Genomic DNA, 14,819 nt, shown 5'->3' on the forward strand with positions numbered 1-14,819 from the left:
GTATGTAGTTCCAGTTGAAAGGTGAATCAACGGAATAAACAGGAAACGGACATGACATTTATCATGTTCAAGTACTGACGGATATATCTGTCTCACCTAGGCCGTATTTTTTATAATTAGAATACATCAAAGATTGCGGCGTTCCAGTCGTTAGATTAATAAATGGCGCGTCAGGCCCGGGGAGGAAAATGAAAGATGAACAAATCCAACCGTCTGTCAGATTTGAAGAAAAACGTAGCTCCTTACGAGGAGATTGACATGAAATCAAGTGTCCGCCAACTGATTAATACCTTGCTGCCCTTAGCACTTCTATGGTATGGCGCTTATTTAAGCCTCTCGGTATCCTATTGGTTGACCTTGCCGATCACCATCATTGCTGGCGGTTTTCTAGTCAGAACCTTTATCATATTCCATGACTGCTGTCATCAGTCTTTTTTCAAGAGCCGGTTGGCTAATGAAATACTTGGGACGATCACGGGTGTTCTCACACTGTGTCCTTATCAGCAATGGAAAAATACCCACTCGATCCACCACGCAACGAGCAGCAATCTCGATAAGCGCGGAGTTGGAGACATGTGGCTCCTTACGATCGATGAGTATATGGCTGCCTCGGCCTGGACGAAATTCGTCTATCGGATGTATCGCAATCCGTTTATGATGCTTGTTATCGGACCGATCTATATATTCCTTGTGGCTTATCGGTTTAATCGTAAAGATGCGCGGAGAAAAGAAAGAATTAGCACTTACGTGACCAATGTGGCGCTAGTCGGCTTGTATGGATTATTAATATGGGCGATCGGCTGGCAGGCCTTCTTGCTGGTACAACTGCCGATCTTTTTTGTATCCGGTATGCTGGGGATTTGGTTATTCTATGTTCAGCATCAGTTCGAGCATTCTTACTTTGAGCATGATGAAGAATGGGAATATGTGAACGCAGCGGTGGAAGGAAGCTCCTATTACAAGCTGCCGAAAATTTTGCAATGGATTACTGGCAACATCGGGTTCCATCATGTTCATCATTTGAGCCCGAAGGTGCCGAACTACAATCTGGAGAAGGCCCATGAGGCTACGCCGCCTTTGCAGAAAGCGACGACGATCACGATCCGAACAAGTCTTAAATCGCTGCGCTTCCGTCTGTGGGACGAACGGAGCAAGACGTTTATTTCTTTTAAGGAGCTTAAGGAGGTTAAGGAAGTTCAGCGCAAACCTACCGTTGGGCACAATCCTAGTCCGCTACCAAGCGTTCAAGCGAAATAAAGAAGAACAAGCCCTTTATTTTGGATAGTAATGGGCTTGTTCTTTGTTTATACTAACTGCATAATGGGGTATTGAAAAAAATGAATCATCTTAACAAAAGGTGGCGGGGAAAATGCAGAAATGGTATCAGATTTTTCAAAGAAATACCGGGTTGAGTCCATACATCTGGGTTGTTTTCTACATTTTGCCCTTTTACTTCATATTCCGATCGTCCGCGCCTTACCAGATGGTGTTGGGAAGCTTGTTGATCATCGCTTTCTTCGTTTGTTATGTTCTGTCATTTGTGTCCAGGGGCTGGAAGGTATATTTCTGGACCAGCTTGCAGATCGCTATTTCAATTACGATGACGATGTTATTCGGCTATGTGTATTTCTCTTTGTTTCTGGCCTTCTTCATAGGAAATATCAAAAACAAGGTAGGCTTTATTACGTTGTATACAATTCACCTGGTCACAACGGTGGTAACGATAAATTGGGGATTTCTTACGAAAACCTCGTGGTTCATTACGCAGCTCCCATTCGTTCTTGTCAGCTTGATCGGCGTTATTCTGCTGCCGGTTACGACGTATAACCGCAATAAGAGTGATCGATTGCAGGGACAGTTGGAGGATGCCAACAAGCGGATTTCGGAGCTGGTGAAGCTGGAGGAGCGTCAGCGGATTGCTCGGGATTTGCACGATACGCTGGGCCAGAAGCTGTCTTTAATCGGTCTGAAAAGCGATCTTGCAGGCCGACTGATGGATGAAGATCCTTCCCGAGCACAGGCCGAGATTGCTGATGTGCGCCAGACAGCTAGAGTGGCATTGAAGGAAGTTCGCGAGTTGGTTACTCAGATGAGAGGAACGAGACTACAGGATGAGATATTTCGGATCAAGCAAATATTGAAGGCTGCTCAAATTGAATTTTCGCTGGAAGGGGATCCTGAGCAGCTGGACATTTCGTTGATGAATGAGAATGTGCTCAGCATGTGTCTTAAGGAAGCTGTAACGAACATCGTCAAGCATAGCAGCGCTACGGCCTGTTCTATTGCAATTAGACCGTCTCGCGGTGAATTAATCGTTACAATACAGGATAATGGGGTAGGCATAGCCGTCAACTCCTACTATTTCAAGGGAAATGGTCTGCGAGGGATGAAGGAACGCCTCGAATTTGTTAACGGGAGCATGGAAATTGCTTCAAATGGAGGGACGGTGCTGACAATTAAAGTACCCAGCTCACTAAAACAACCCGTAGAGGAGGCATCGATATGATCCGAATTGTCATTGCCGAAGATCAGCGCATGCTGCTCGGAGCTCTAGCTTCAATCCTTGATTTGGAGGAAGATATGACGGTAGTCGGCAGGGCCAGCAATGGGGAAGATGCAGTCCGGCTAGTTCATCAGCATAAGCCGGATATTTGTATTATGGATATTGAAATGCCCGTGAAGAATGGTCTGGATGCGGCAGAAGAGCTGAAAGGCTCCGGCTGTAAAGTGATGATTCTAACGACCTTTGCTCGCTCGGGGTATTTTGAACGGGCGATTAAAGCCGGGGCAAGCGGGTATTTGCTGAAAGACAGTCCCAGCGAGGAATTGGCAACTTCCATTCGCAGTATTATGGCGGGGCGCAGAATCTACGCATCAGAGCTTGTCGATGAGGCCTACGGGGAAGTGAACCCGTTAACCGAGCGGGAGAAAGAAGTACTGGGGCTTGTCGCCGACGGGAAAAATACCAAGGAAATTGCTAGCGAGCTGTTCATTACTACAGGGACGGTTCGCAATTATATTTCCGTCATCCTGGATAAGCTGGGAGTAAGCAATCGAATCGAGGCCATTACCCGCTTTAAAGAGAAGGGATGGTTTAAGTAGGCTTCGGGCTACTCTCCATCGTAAGTCATCATAGAGAAGGAGATGTGTCAGCAAATGTCATTCGAAATTGAGCGTAAATTTCTGCTTCAGGAGATTCCCCAATCTTTAATCGAAGAAGGGGAGCTGCAACTGCAATCAGAGCATCGAATCGAGCAGACCTATCTGGCGCTGGCTGGCGATCAGGAACTGCGCGTGCGTAAAATCAAGGACTTGTCGACAGGCGAGGTTACATATACGCATACCTTTAAGAAGGGGCATGGTCTGCTTCGGGAGGAAGTAGAGTACGAAATATCGGAAGGGATCTACGAACAGATTACAGGGATACACCAGGCAGTGCCCTTAACAAAGAACCGGGTAACGGCGAATTGGAACGGACGAATCATTGAGGTCGACCTGTATGATCAAATTGATTTGATGGTGCTTGAGGTGGAGTTTGCATCCGAAGAGGAAGCGGTCGGGTTTACGCCGCCGGACTGGTTCGGTCTGGACATTAGCACGAATAAGGAATATAGCAACAAGAAAGTATGGAAGGAACTGCAGGAGCGCTCGAGTTGAACTTGTAGATTCGATGCCATCTTACTGTTTTTCACCCCGCGTGCCTTCTCAGCGCGCGGGGTTCGCTGCATGACGGCGGTTGGTCGACCGGATTGGGCTGGGGGGCATTTTTTTGCGTCAAAAAAATAGGTTCAACGGGTTAGTAGGTAAGTTCCGGTAACAGCGAATGGATAATGATGGATTTCTGGTATTTAAAATATACATGTAGTCGTAAACCGCATAATTAACTGGATTTCGTGTCTTTAATAGCGAAGAAAGAAAGCGAATCCGATGAATCCAGCGTTTATAGATACTCGCTATCCACCTATTTTCTCGTTATTGTCTGATCAGAATAGAATAAATGCACGAAATCCAATTAACTTGGATAGTCAGAGAACCGAGCATTGAATGAAGCTATAGACCGTGTTGAAGGAGCATTGGCTCCAATGACCGAGTAAAAACTCCTGCAAAAAGCAATAAATTCGCTCGCTGGTTGAGTAAAGTTTCTCGCTGCTCGGGCCGTGACTATCCGTTTATGTTGATGATTCCTGCCCAGGATCAAGCCATTCATAAGCTTGCTCATCATTAAACTGGGCTTCCGCCTCTTCCTCGGCCAAGGATTGAATTTCCTCGGCGCCGATGGTAAGGACTTCATACCCTTCTTCCGCATGTTTGCGAAGCGCCCGCTGCTTAATGAACTTGGGGCTGGCCTCGCCCATCTCTTCGTCATAGACGAGCAGGATGCCATCCGTTTTACGCAGGAGCAGCTCGTCCCTCGCTATGAACTGCCATTTGCCCTCGTAAGACTCTTTGCTTACCGCGGCATAGTGATCGATACTTCGCAGCAGCTCTTCGTAATATATTTTTTTATCATCGCTCCACTTTTCCTCTGGATTACTAAATGCCGTAATAATGGAGCATTTTAGCTGCGGATACTGCGTCTTTAGCGAAATGGCGGCCTCGCAAGCCCAAAGATCGACGCCGTATTGTCCGGGAGTGATCACCCATTCCAAGCCTTCCTCCAGAAGAGGGATCAGCTTGTTCCGGATCGCCTGCTGAATATAGGGGATTCCTTCATGTTTATTATTGAAAATGCCAAGCTCATGAGCCCGGTAACCGGTCACGAATAAGTTCTTCAATGTAGGACTCCTTCGTTCTATTAAAATTTTTTGGATTATTTATAATCATAGAATAGCTTTCTTGAGATAGCTACCTGACAGGAAAAATAATTTCAGTATCGGTGCAATTTGATTATTATGTTTAGAGTACTAAGTAATTAGGAGGAAATAATCTTTGACGAAATTCACAGCAGTACTATTGGGGGCAATGTTACTAGTAAACATCACAGCTTGTGGAAAGGAGAAGGAGGCGGGAAGCGTGAATACACCTGCAACGAACGCAGATGTATACGAAGCTGGTTCTGCTTCAGCTTCAGCTGAAGGTCCTTTGCCTACGGTCGACGAATTGATTATGAGATCAGCTGAAGCTGCCAAAGCTCTAAAGAGCTATTCGATGCAAGGAAATGTTAATCAAAAGATGACGGTAAAGCAAGGCGATCAAGAAACAAGCAATAACACCAAGGCCGTTATGATGATAGACGTTCAACAGAAGCCATTCGCCATTTACCAGGAACTCGAAAACGACGCCGAGGAAGAAGGTAAGACAGTGATTAAGCAATACATAACGAATGAAGGTATCTATATCTTAACGGATGGTGCTTGGGTTAGGATTCCTAAGGTTGTACAGGAAGGTTTGATTTCGAGAATGCAACAAGCATCTAGCCTGGAAGCTCGATTGGAGAATTTCAAGTTAATGAATAAGGAAGTCACAGTTACCGAAGAAGAGGATGAATATATATTGTCTGCCGACCTTTCGGGAGACGAATATAAAAAATTGGCAGCAAGCCTAATAGGTCAAGTAGCCATCGGTAAAGAAGAAGAAATGGCAGCAATGCTGGAAGTGCTTACGATTAAAAGAATCATGCTCAGTAATGCTATAGATAAAGAAACATATCTTCCAACGAGAATCGACATGTATTTGGAATTGGAGATGGAAATCGAAGATCAATTCACGTTATGGGTAATGAGCTCGAACGGTCAAATTTCCAATCACAATGTGTTGGATGAGATAAAAATTCCGCAGGACGTGATTGATAGCGCAATTTAAGCTTACTCGCTCCTATAATATGATAACGGCCGAACGAACTTACGGGTTCGGCGGTTTATTGGTGGGCTGGCAGCATTAGGCGTTGTTCGGGTACTGTGTTGTGCTGAATGGAAGAATGGTTAAAAGCGTCGGCTGGTAATTCGGAGCAGCCCCATCCGACGATCCTTCGAATAAGCATGTAGTGCCTGAGAAACCGTTCCACACAAATAGACCTTTCTGGCTCTCAGAAAGGCCTAAATCTTATGTTCTGTTTGTTATTAACCGTGAATGGCCAGGATCGTAAAGGTCGTATAGAACAGTGTATAGAATGTACCTAATGCGACAATCCAGGCAAAGATGTTGCTTTCGTTTTTATACTCTGTTTTTGGCTTTTGCATACGGATCAGCTCCTTGTGAATGCTGAATTCATAATTTGTGAACAATTTGTGTCACCCTTATTACATATTATTAAACATTTTGTGTCTAATTTCAAACACTTTTTTGATTCATCTTGACAAAAAATATTTGTATGCGAAAAAACCACAGCCAATTAAGAGCATTGGACTGTGGTTATCAGTTGCTGTTGCATCATTTTGAAGTTATATAAAATGGGCAGCCCTGCCTTCCCTAAGGTGCAAAGCCTTCCTCGCGCAAATATTCCTCTGCTTCCTCCCGGGTCTCGAACACCATTTCAATGGCGGAGCCGGCGTAAACATACCATAAGTCGTCTGCTGGCTTGAGCAGCAGGCTGGTTCCTTCCGGGTCAAGCCAAAGCTCTTCGCTGGAGTTCTCGCCTGATATTGCCGCTTGTATACCTAACCCGCTTGTATCACCGCTTATTGCAGCGGCTCCTGTGCCTGGTACTGGGGAACCGGAATAACTTGCACTCAGCCCGGACAGTGAATCGATCGATTGCTGCACCAGTTGGCGAAGCTCGGATTCCGTGAAGTCGCGAATGTTGACGAAGCCTTTATCATTCACATCGGACCGATCGAGCCGCCCGGCATAAATAAAGCCGTTGCCGTTTGGATGCAGATGATAGCCGACCGTTTTTTTGTCATAAATGCTGCCTTCATAGTGGAAGTTGACGCGACCCAGCGATACGTCCCGGCGCTCAAGCTGGGGAAAGGATTCAAGAATGTGGATCTTCTGTTGGAACGTGAGCATGTACTGCCTCCCTAAAATTACATAAATTTCATCGTGCCGTGATTATATCATAATCCTGGTGGCAATTTATATGCGGAGTGCGGTTGTATTGCAGAAAAAAGAACCGCCTAAAAGACGGTTCCTCTGACACTGCCAAGAAATCAGCTAATATTTTACACACAGGACTGCTGTTCTGGTTCTTGTTTATGCATCCGGGGACATGGGCTGCTCCTCGTCCTGCTTCTTCTTATAAAGCAATCTCGAGGTAGCTATTCCCGCAAGCCCCAAGGCGATAAATAATGCAGCCCTTACGCCGATCGATACCCATGGCAAATCAATAATAACGACTTTCAGCAAAATGACAAACAAGAAAATAACGCCTGCCAGTCTGACGCGGGAGCGGTTCGTGATCAGCCCGAAAATAATCAGGCCGGCCGAATAAAGAATCCATGCGCCGGACAAGCTCAAATGCTGGACATCGCTGCTGAAGGATTTGCCTAATACATGGGCAATCTGGGTGAGGAAAATGAGACAAAGCGCTGCCTCAACCCAATTGAAGACGTTCCAAAGAGAATGGATCCATTTAGGCTCCTGTTCATTTTTTACCATAAAATACGGAATCGGCATGCTGATGACGAGCAAAAACCAGGCCAGCGTCTCGCTGGAGAAAAACGCAGGTATAGGGCTGAATAAAATAAGCAATGCGCTAAACAAGTATAAGGTTAAGCCGACGATTTGCTGCAGCAGGCTTCTCAGCTTAATGCCAAGCGCCAAGGAGAGCATGCCCAAGACAAGCAGCACGCTGGCCTTGTAGTTGCTGCCTACGCTGTCGACGATAAATACGACCCAGCCGTATGTAGCAATGGAAGCAAATAGCTGCGACATTTCTTTGTGCTTTAAGGACAGCACGGTGGTCACGCTGTACAGGATGGACAATAAAGCCATTAGAATGCTGAATGTATAACCTTCCTCTCCAGAGTACAGTCCGATGACCCAAAGGGAGAGCAGGAAAAAGCCAATCGGCAGCAAAATCATCTGATCCAGCTTGTGCCGGTAGCGGCGGGCCACTGTAATTCCATATAATACGAAATGCTGTAATAATACGGCGATTAAGAAGAGATATTTGCTCTTATCGTATAGGCCTTGCACATACAGGATTAGGAGCGGTACATGCAGGACGGAAATGGCTACGATATAAGCGGCCCGGAAATTGAAACGGATTGCTACGAGCATCATGGCGATAGAAAAAATGACCTCGTACAGCACGAACATCCACGGGCTGGCCGGGGACTTGACCAGAAACGGTATGAGGTATCCGGACAGCAAGGCAATGATGACCAGCGTTTGCGATCGATGGTGAACCGCTATGAACACGCCAAAGGCGATGGACATGATGTACAGGACAAAGGCAATGCCAAGCGGTATCAAGTTATAGAGCATATGCGCGGCAAATAGAGTGAGCACCAGCACGGCGTTCGCTCCGCCTAGTAGGACCTGCCCCAACGCCTCACGCTGCTGGCGAACCTGCCTGTCTCCAAACCAGTACATGACTGCGGCGAGGACGGCTCCTAGCAGGCAGCGCAGCGGCTCATTTAAATATCCGGCGTTGACAGCGGCCATGAACAGCCAGAGTACGCCAAGCAATAACACGACGATGAAAACCCGCGGCAGCCATACCCGTGAAATCGCGTATTCCCAATCTTGCGAGGTACGGGGGGGATTCGCCGGAGGCTTCACAAACGAAGGCTGCTGGAATTTCGGCTGTTGGCCTGGATATGGCGCTCCCGCAGGAGGCGCCTGGTTCAGGAACTGTGCCTGTTGCTGCTGGCTGTACTGCGGAGCATCGGGGGATGCTTCCTGACTTAAAGAGTGCCCCTGCTGATCGTTATGTGGCAGCTCCTGTTGATTGTACATTTGCTGATAATCGTGTTGTAAGTTCCGCTGTTGCCCCGCTTGTTGATGCTCCTGATGTTGCTCATATTGGTGTGGGTGCTGAGATTGATGTTGATGTTGTTGCTCATGCTGGTGTGGATACTGATGTTGATGTTGTTGCGATCGATGCGGACCCCACCCAGGGTGGTCAGTCTGCTGCTGGTTATGCCGCATGCCAACGAATGTGTCTTGATTTTGGACATGTTCTTGCTGGTAGTGCTGTTGTTGGGACTGCTGCTTTAGTTGCGGGTCCGATTGCCGGCGTTGGTCGTTTAGATACTGTTGTTGCTGCTGCTGCTCTGGTTGTCGGTAAACTTGCTGATGTTGTTGCTGTTGTGGGCCTTGCGGGTTCCATGGCGGTGGTCCGGACTGCTGACTTTGCCGCTGTGCCCGAAGGGACGGATCAAGGGCGGGATCCTGGTCCGCTTCCTTTTCTAGTACCGGGTTCATAGGTTTTGATGCGGGTCCTTCGCCTAGTTTCAGCTCAGACAGTTGTTCGCTGATCTTTCTTAATTCTTCCTCCAGTTCTCTGATCTTTTTGTCTTTATCCAAGTTCGTATCACCTCTGCTTATTTAAATGTTGAACACTCTGATTACGATACCTGATCAACCATTGACAATAACGGATGGCTGGCAATCCTTCAAGTCCATATTTTGGAAGTAAATACTTTAGGTTTATTGTACGATATCATTGCAGAAATCGATCTAGGAGCCAAGCAGTTGCAGGAACATTGTGCGTGCTTGCCCTTATCCATTTTTGTTGTTTAACTCGTAATAAATGGATTTATAGCAGTTAGTTCCTGCAGCAAGACAGGGAAATTCGATTTACATGGATTTCTTGTCATTAGAAGAAGGGAAATTGCCAGCAATGGTCTGAATCCATCATTTAAGGTGTAAAAATCCATCTAATTTCCAGAAATAGTTGTCTTATGCTTAATTAGATGCGTCATTTCCATTTAATGTGCTGCGTTTGGTGTTTATGCATCTCAATGCCGATGGTAAACCTAACAACCAAATTATGAATTTTGCTGAGAATCCCTCTCCTAGATGCCATTTATGTGGTAGTATATGTAGTTGAGCCCGAAATAGGAGAATTATCCGGTGGTATAATGATGGTATGAGGCAAAAGGAAATCCAAAGGAAACAAGGAATTGAAAGAGGAGAACTGAACTTGGAAGATTATAATGAAATGCTTGAACAAATGAATATCCAGCATGCGATTATCGGGGAAGTGACGACAAGCCTGCCTGACATTCTTCAAGATTTGACGAAGGTCCGTTTGTCATCGCTTGCTTCGGCCTGCAATTTGCCTGGACGTTCCAAGATGAAAAAGCAAGAATTAATAGAAGCGCTAACAGCATACATGACCGATGCGGAGCATCTGCAATCCGCCCTGCTGATTGTCGGCGGCCTGGAATGGCAATTGTTCGAATCGCTTCTTCGTCAACCTGTTCTGCAGAACAATCTCATTCTAATTGAGCACTACTGGTATTTAATGAACCGTGGGCTAGTATTTACTTATTTCAGCGAGGGTCAGCTTTATGTCGTCCTGCCGGACGAGATTAGAGAAGCCTATGCCAAGCTGGATCACGCAAAATTCCATCAACAACGGGCGAGTGTACAGCTCGTTCATGAGTATATATTAGCTATGACGCACTTATACGGTGTGATCGAACCGGATAAGGTCATTGAAATTTACAATGCGCAGAACAGCGAACAGCTCGATCAGAAACGGTTCAAGGAGCTGCTTGGAGAGTTAACGAGCAGAGAACAGAATTATACGATAGAGGACGGCTTCATCGTCGACGGATATTTGTCTCTAGAGGATTCGCAAGGAGAGCTTAAAGAACTGCTGGCGCAAGTACAAGGCAAGCCTTATTTCATTCCGAAACGCGAAGAACTGCTGAAATATGCCGATGAAGATTACTTCGAGATGACGCCGCAGCTGACAAAGCTGAGAGCATACATCATGAAGGAAATTTCCCGTGATGCGGAAATGATCGACTATCTTATCGACGATATACAGTTAGCCTGCACGATGCAAGCGACTTCGGGAGAGCTGATCCATGAATTCGAGAGAAGAGGCCTGAAATTCCAAAGCATGGAGCAGGCGGATACGGTTATCGCTCTAATGAACGATGTGTACAACCATACAAGACTGTGGATGCACAGAGGTCATACACCTTCTGAGATGAACCGGATTTCCGGAAATGTGGAGCTGAGAGCGGCGCATCGCCAGCTAAGTCCTTTGAACAAAAGCCAGGTGTCCGTCACCAAAATCGGCCGCAACGAACCATGCCCGTGCGGCAGCGGCTTCAAGTACAAAAAATGCTGCGGCAAGTAAAATGAAATGCCAAAAATTTGACAACACTTGTAAAGACAGATACAGTAATAGTGAAAATGAATAGGAAGTCCACTAGGGGAGCCGGCAGCGGCTGAGACAAGATCGTAATCTTGGACCCTTTGAACCTGATCTAGTTCGTACTAGCGTAGGAAAGTGGAGTCGGAATCCGATGCCTGACACTTATTGCAGCTTGCTGCCCGTGTAAAGGTGGCGTTGAATGAGGCCGCTCCATTGATGGAGCGGCCTTTTTGGTATTTTTGCATGTGCGGCATCGTCCCTAACGGCTTCCTGATCATGTTCGCATTATATCCGGAGGTGGGGAACCATGAGTTTTACGCAGGAGCTTCGTCAGAAAGCGGACGGTATCTTTCAGGCTATTTTTGAACACCCTTTTGTGAGAGGAATCGCTAACGGCGACTTGCGGAAGGAGCAGCTCATTCACTACGTCAAGCAGGATCATGAATATTTAACGGCGTATATGCGGATTTATGGCATTGCCATATCCAAATGCTCGAGCCGCGACGAGATCGAAATGTTTAATCAGCAAATCTCTTTTATTCTGAACAGTGAAGTTCATCCGCATAATAACTTCTGTGCGGTTGCCGGAGTCAGCTATGATGAAATGCAGGGTTATGCGCTCGCTCCGGGGGCACATCACTATATCCGCCACATGCTGAACGTGGCCCATGAAGGAAGCCTGGCTGAAATTATGGCGGTGCTGCTGCCGTGTCCGTGGACTTACCTGGAGATCGGGGAGAAGCTGATGAGAGAAGTGCAGCCGACCGAGGCCCATCCATTCTATGAATGGATCCATTTCTATGAGACGCGGACGAATACGACCGCTAAATTCTCCGAGCGTCTGGACAAGTGGGCGGAAATGACAACCGAGCTTGAACGCAAAAAAATGACCGAGCACTATCTATTGAGCTGCCAGCTCGAGTATATGTTCTGGGATATGGCCTATAACGTTCAGGATTGGCCGGTGTCCATGAACACGGCGGAATACGCATTATAAGTGAGGCGGATCATAATGAATACACTGGAAAACGATATAACAGCACTTCTTACAAAGGTTCAGAGAACCAAACCGCTTATTCATAATATGACCAACGTAGTAGTTACCAATTTTACAGCAAACGGGCTATATGCTCTTGGTGCATCTCCCGTCATGGCGTATGCGCCGGAGGAGGTGGCCGATATGGCAAAAATCGCCGGGGCGCTCGTGCTCAATATCGGCACGTTGACGAAGGAGCAGGTCGAGGCGATGATCATTGCCGGAAAATCGGCGAATGAGCATGGCGTACCGGTACTGCTTGACCCGGTTGGGGCAGGGGCAACGGCATTCCGCACGGAATCGGCGCTGCGGATTCTCCGCGAGGTGAAGGTCTCCCTCGTGCGGGGAAATGCGGCGGAAATCGCCAACCTTATCGGCGAGTCGCGTGAAATCAAAGGCGTTGACGCCGGGGATGGCGCCGACAATGAGAACGCCGGACTTGGCCTGCGGGCTTCGCGGCAGCTGAATGCGATCGTAGCGATTACAGGCAAGGAGGATGTTATCTCGGACGGGAGCCTGTGCCGGATCGTTAGCGGCGGGGATGCGCTGCTGACCCAGGTGACGGGAGCAGGCTGCCTGCTGACATCGGTGCTGGGCGCTTTTGCCGCGGTGGAGAAGGATTTGCTGCTGGCGGGTACAGCTGGGCTGGCCTTTTACGGCGCGGCTGCCTCACGGGCGGCTGAGCGCACATCTGAAATCGGCCCGGGCAGTTTCCAAGTCGCTTTTCTCGATGAGTTGGCCAAACTTCACCCTCACTCCCTGAAGGGACATGCTGCGGTTCGCGAATTTCAGGCCTCCGCCACAGGGGAGGCATTGATATGAGCATAGCCAGAGCACTTACGGTTGCCGGTTCGGATAGCGGAGGCGGTGCGGGCATACAGGCCGATCTCAAGACATTCCAGGAGCTGGATGTCTTCGGCATGTCGGCCATTACCGCCATCACGGTGCAGAATACGCTGGGCGTTCAGGGCGTGTACCCGCTGCCGCCGCAAGCTGCTGTAGAGCAAATCGATGCCGTAAGCACCGATCTAGGCGTCGATGCCTTGAAGACGGGGATGCTGTTCAGCGCCGAGATTATTGAAGCGGTGGCTGGACGCATCAAGGAGCATGGCTGGCGCAATGTCGTCGTTGATCCGGTGATGATCGCCAAGGGCGGAGCAGATTTGCTGCTGCCGGAAGCCGTGCGAGCCTTGAAGGAGCAGCTGCTGCCGCTGGCGCTGATCGTCACGCCGAATATACCGGAAGCCGAGGCATTGTCCGGCATGACTATCCGCTCGATGGCGGATCGCCGTGAGGCAGCCAAGCGCATCTGCGCTTATGGCCCGGCAGTTGCCGTGATCAAGGGCGGACACGACGAGGATGGCGAGCAGGTGGTCGACCTGATCTACGACGGCGCGTCTTGCACGGAGCTGAAGGGCCGGCGGATTCATACCGTTCATACGCACGGAACGGGCTGTACTTATTCCGCGGCGATAACTGCCGGACTGGCGAAGGGATTGCCAGTGCTGGAGGCGGTGCAGATGGCCCGCGATTATATCCAGGCTGCGATCGAGGACAGCCTGGAGCTGGGGCAGGGACATGGCCCGACGAATCACTGGGCACTTCGCCGCAGAAAGGAGCAGGAGCGATGAGCGGCAGCAGCATCTCTCCTGAACAAATGCGCCGGTACTTGCGGATGTACCTCGTCATTGGCAGCGTGAACTGCCGGGAGAAGCCGCTGCGCGTCGTGGAGGAAGCGTTGAGCGGGGGCGCGACGATGATCCAGTTCCGCGAGAAGGGCCCGGGCGCGCTGACCGGGGAGGCCAAGCTTGCGCTCGCTCTCGAGCTGCAAGCGGCCTGCCGCCGCGCCGGGGTGCCATTCATCGTCAACGATGACGTGGAGCTAGCCGCCCGGATCGGGGCGGACGGCATCCACGTCGGTCAGGACGATGAAGCCGCGGGGACCGTTCGCGCACGGATCGGCAACCGCATCCTCGGCGTGTCCGCGCACACGGTGAAGGAGGCGCGGACAGCGCTTGTTCACGGCGCCGACTATATCGGCGTCGGCCCGGTCTACCCGACGATCTCCAAGGATGACGCGCGCCCGGTGCAGGGGACGGGAATGATCCAGGACATGCGGGCGCAAGGGATCCAATTGCCGATCGTCGGTATTGGGGGCATTAACGCTGAGCGTGCTGCTGAGGTGGTGCGAGCAGGCGCGGACGGCGTTGCTGTCATCTCTGCGGCTACACAGGCGGCGAATGTACGCGAAGCTGCCAGAAATCTGCTGGAGCAGGTCGCCCGGGCAGCCGGACGATAACAGAACGGCGCGGACCCTGAAGCATCAAAGCAGGCCGCAGATTCATCACTGGAATCTGCGGCCTTTTTGCCGTATGAAAAATTCAGTTATTTGGTCTCAGAAACAAAAATTGGGATTTTACGTCTTATTAAATACGAGTCATATTTTTCCGCTAATGCACATATAATGTATAAACAAATGCCCCTTTTTTCGGTACAAACTATGCCGCACCTTATAGGCTCTATAAAGATTAAAGAGATTGCGAGCAAGATGATAGGAAAGGA

14 protein-coding genes and 1 riboswitch are annotated in these 14,819 nt (G+C 48.9%); of the genes, 11 read left to right on the forward strand and 3 right to left on the reverse strand.

The window, feature by feature from the left end; genetic code table 11:
- The first annotated feature begins 195 nt into the window (after positions 1-195).
- From MKX50_RS06040 to MKX50_RS06055, 4 genes are all read left to right on the forward strand, one after another.
- Positions 196-1,257 (forward strand): fatty acid desaturase, encoded by a 1,062-nt coding sequence (locus MKX50_RS06040; protein WP_213592709.1) that lies wholly within the window; start codon positions 196-198, stop codon positions 1,255-1,257.
- A 112-nt stretch (positions 1,258-1,369) separates the two neighbouring features.
- Complete coding sequence (locus tag MKX50_RS06045) at positions 1,370-2,506, forward strand: sensor histidine kinase (protein ID WP_213592708.1); 1,137 nt, start codon at positions 1,370-1,372, stop codon at positions 2,504-2,506.
- Positions 2,503-3,102 (forward strand): response regulator transcription factor, encoded by a 600-nt coding sequence (locus MKX50_RS06050; protein WP_155609649.1) that lies wholly within the window; start codon positions 2,503-2,505, stop codon positions 3,100-3,102. The genes MKX50_RS06045 and MKX50_RS06050 overlap by 4 nt, the downstream gene beginning before the upstream one ends.
- 54 nt (positions 3,103-3,156) lie before the next feature.
- Positions 3,157-3,657 carry a CYTH domain-containing protein gene (locus MKX50_RS06055; RefSeq protein WP_213592707.1) on the forward strand — a complete coding sequence of 167 codons (501 nt, stop codon included), beginning with the start codon at positions 3,157-3,159 and terminating at the stop codon, positions 3,655-3,657.
- 512 nt (positions 3,658-4,169) lie between these two features.
- Here MKX50_RS06055 and MKX50_RS06060 read toward each other — a convergent pair.
- On the reverse strand, positions 4,170-4,775 hold the full coding sequence (locus tag MKX50_RS06060; RefSeq protein ID WP_213592706.1) for a DUF1273 domain-containing protein: 606 nt from the start codon (positions 4,773-4,775) through the stop codon (positions 4,170-4,172).
- A 154-nt stretch (positions 4,776-4,929) separates the two neighbouring features.
- Here MKX50_RS06060 and MKX50_RS06065 point away from each other — a divergent pair, with 154 nt between their 5' ends.
- Positions 4,930-5,802 carry a DUF6612 family protein gene (locus tag MKX50_RS06065; protein ID WP_213592705.1) on the forward strand — a complete coding sequence of 291 codons (873 nt, stop codon included), beginning with the start codon at positions 4,930-4,932 and terminating at the stop codon, positions 5,800-5,802.
- 606 nt (positions 5,803-6,408) lie between these two features.
- On the opposite strand, the gene MKX50_RS06070 is transcribed toward MKX50_RS06065, so the two are convergent.
- The gene (locus MKX50_RS06070; protein ID WP_213592703.1) at positions 6,409-6,948 is read right to left on the reverse strand and encodes a hypothetical protein; all 540 of its coding nucleotides are present in this window, start codon (positions 6,946-6,948) and stop codon (positions 6,409-6,411) included.
- Between the two features lie 183 nt (positions 6,949-7,131).
- A complete protein-coding gene (locus MKX50_RS06075) occupies positions 7,132-8,841 on the reverse strand; it encodes a DUF2339 domain-containing protein (protein WP_213592701.1) in 1,710 nt (569 codons plus the stop codon).
- Between MKX50_RS06075 and MKX50_RS06080 the strand changes: the two genes are divergently transcribed.
- The 6 genes from MKX50_RS06080 (at position 8,817) to thiE (ending at position 14,556) form a co-directional block, all read left to right on the forward strand.
- Positions 8,817-9,311 carry a hypothetical protein gene (locus MKX50_RS06080; RefSeq protein WP_339158760.1) on the forward strand — a complete coding sequence of 165 codons (495 nt, stop codon included), beginning with the start codon at positions 8,817-8,819 and terminating at the stop codon, positions 9,309-9,311. The two genes, MKX50_RS06075 and MKX50_RS06080, sit on opposite strands and share 25 nt — an antisense overlap.
- Positions 9,312-10,030: 719 nt before the next feature.
- A complete protein-coding gene (locus MKX50_RS06085; RefSeq protein WP_213592697.1) occupies positions 10,031-11,203 on the forward strand; it encodes an SEC-C metal-binding domain-containing protein in 1,173 nt (390 codons plus the stop codon).
- A gap of 64 nt (positions 11,204-11,267) precedes the next feature.
- Positions 11,268-11,372, forward strand: a riboswitch (TPP riboswitch).
- A 156-nt stretch (positions 11,373-11,528) separates the two neighbouring features.
- Positions 11,529-12,218 (forward strand): thiaminase II, encoded by a 690-nt coding sequence (gene tenA, locus MKX50_RS06090; protein ID WP_339158761.1) that lies wholly within the window; start codon positions 11,529-11,531, stop codon positions 12,216-12,218.
- A gap of 15 nt (positions 12,219-12,233) precedes the next feature.
- Positions 12,234-13,079: a hydroxyethylthiazole kinase gene (thiM, locus tag MKX50_RS06095; RefSeq protein WP_339158763.1), complete on the forward strand. Its 846-nt coding sequence runs from the start codon at positions 12,234-12,236 to the stop codon at positions 13,077-13,079.
- Entirely contained in the window at positions 13,076-13,888 is an 813-nt protein-coding gene (gene thiD / locus MKX50_RS06100) for a bifunctional hydroxymethylpyrimidine kinase/phosphomethylpyrimidine kinase (RefSeq protein ID WP_339158765.1), read from the forward strand. Before thiM ends, thiD begins: the two co-directional genes overlap by 4 nt.
- Positions 13,885-14,556 (forward strand): thiamine phosphate synthase, encoded by a 672-nt coding sequence (thiE, locus tag MKX50_RS06105; RefSeq protein ID WP_339160026.1) that lies wholly within the window; start codon positions 13,885-13,887, stop codon positions 14,554-14,556. The genes thiD and thiE overlap by 4 nt, the downstream gene beginning before the upstream one ends.
- The last annotated feature ends 263 nt before the right edge of the window (positions 14,557-14,819 follow it).

This window comes from Paenibacillus sp. FSL W8-0186, from assembly GCF_037969765.1.
In the GTDB taxonomy this organism is placed as follows: domain Bacteria; phylum Bacillota; class Bacilli; order Paenibacillales; family Paenibacillaceae; genus Fontibacillus; species Fontibacillus woosongensis.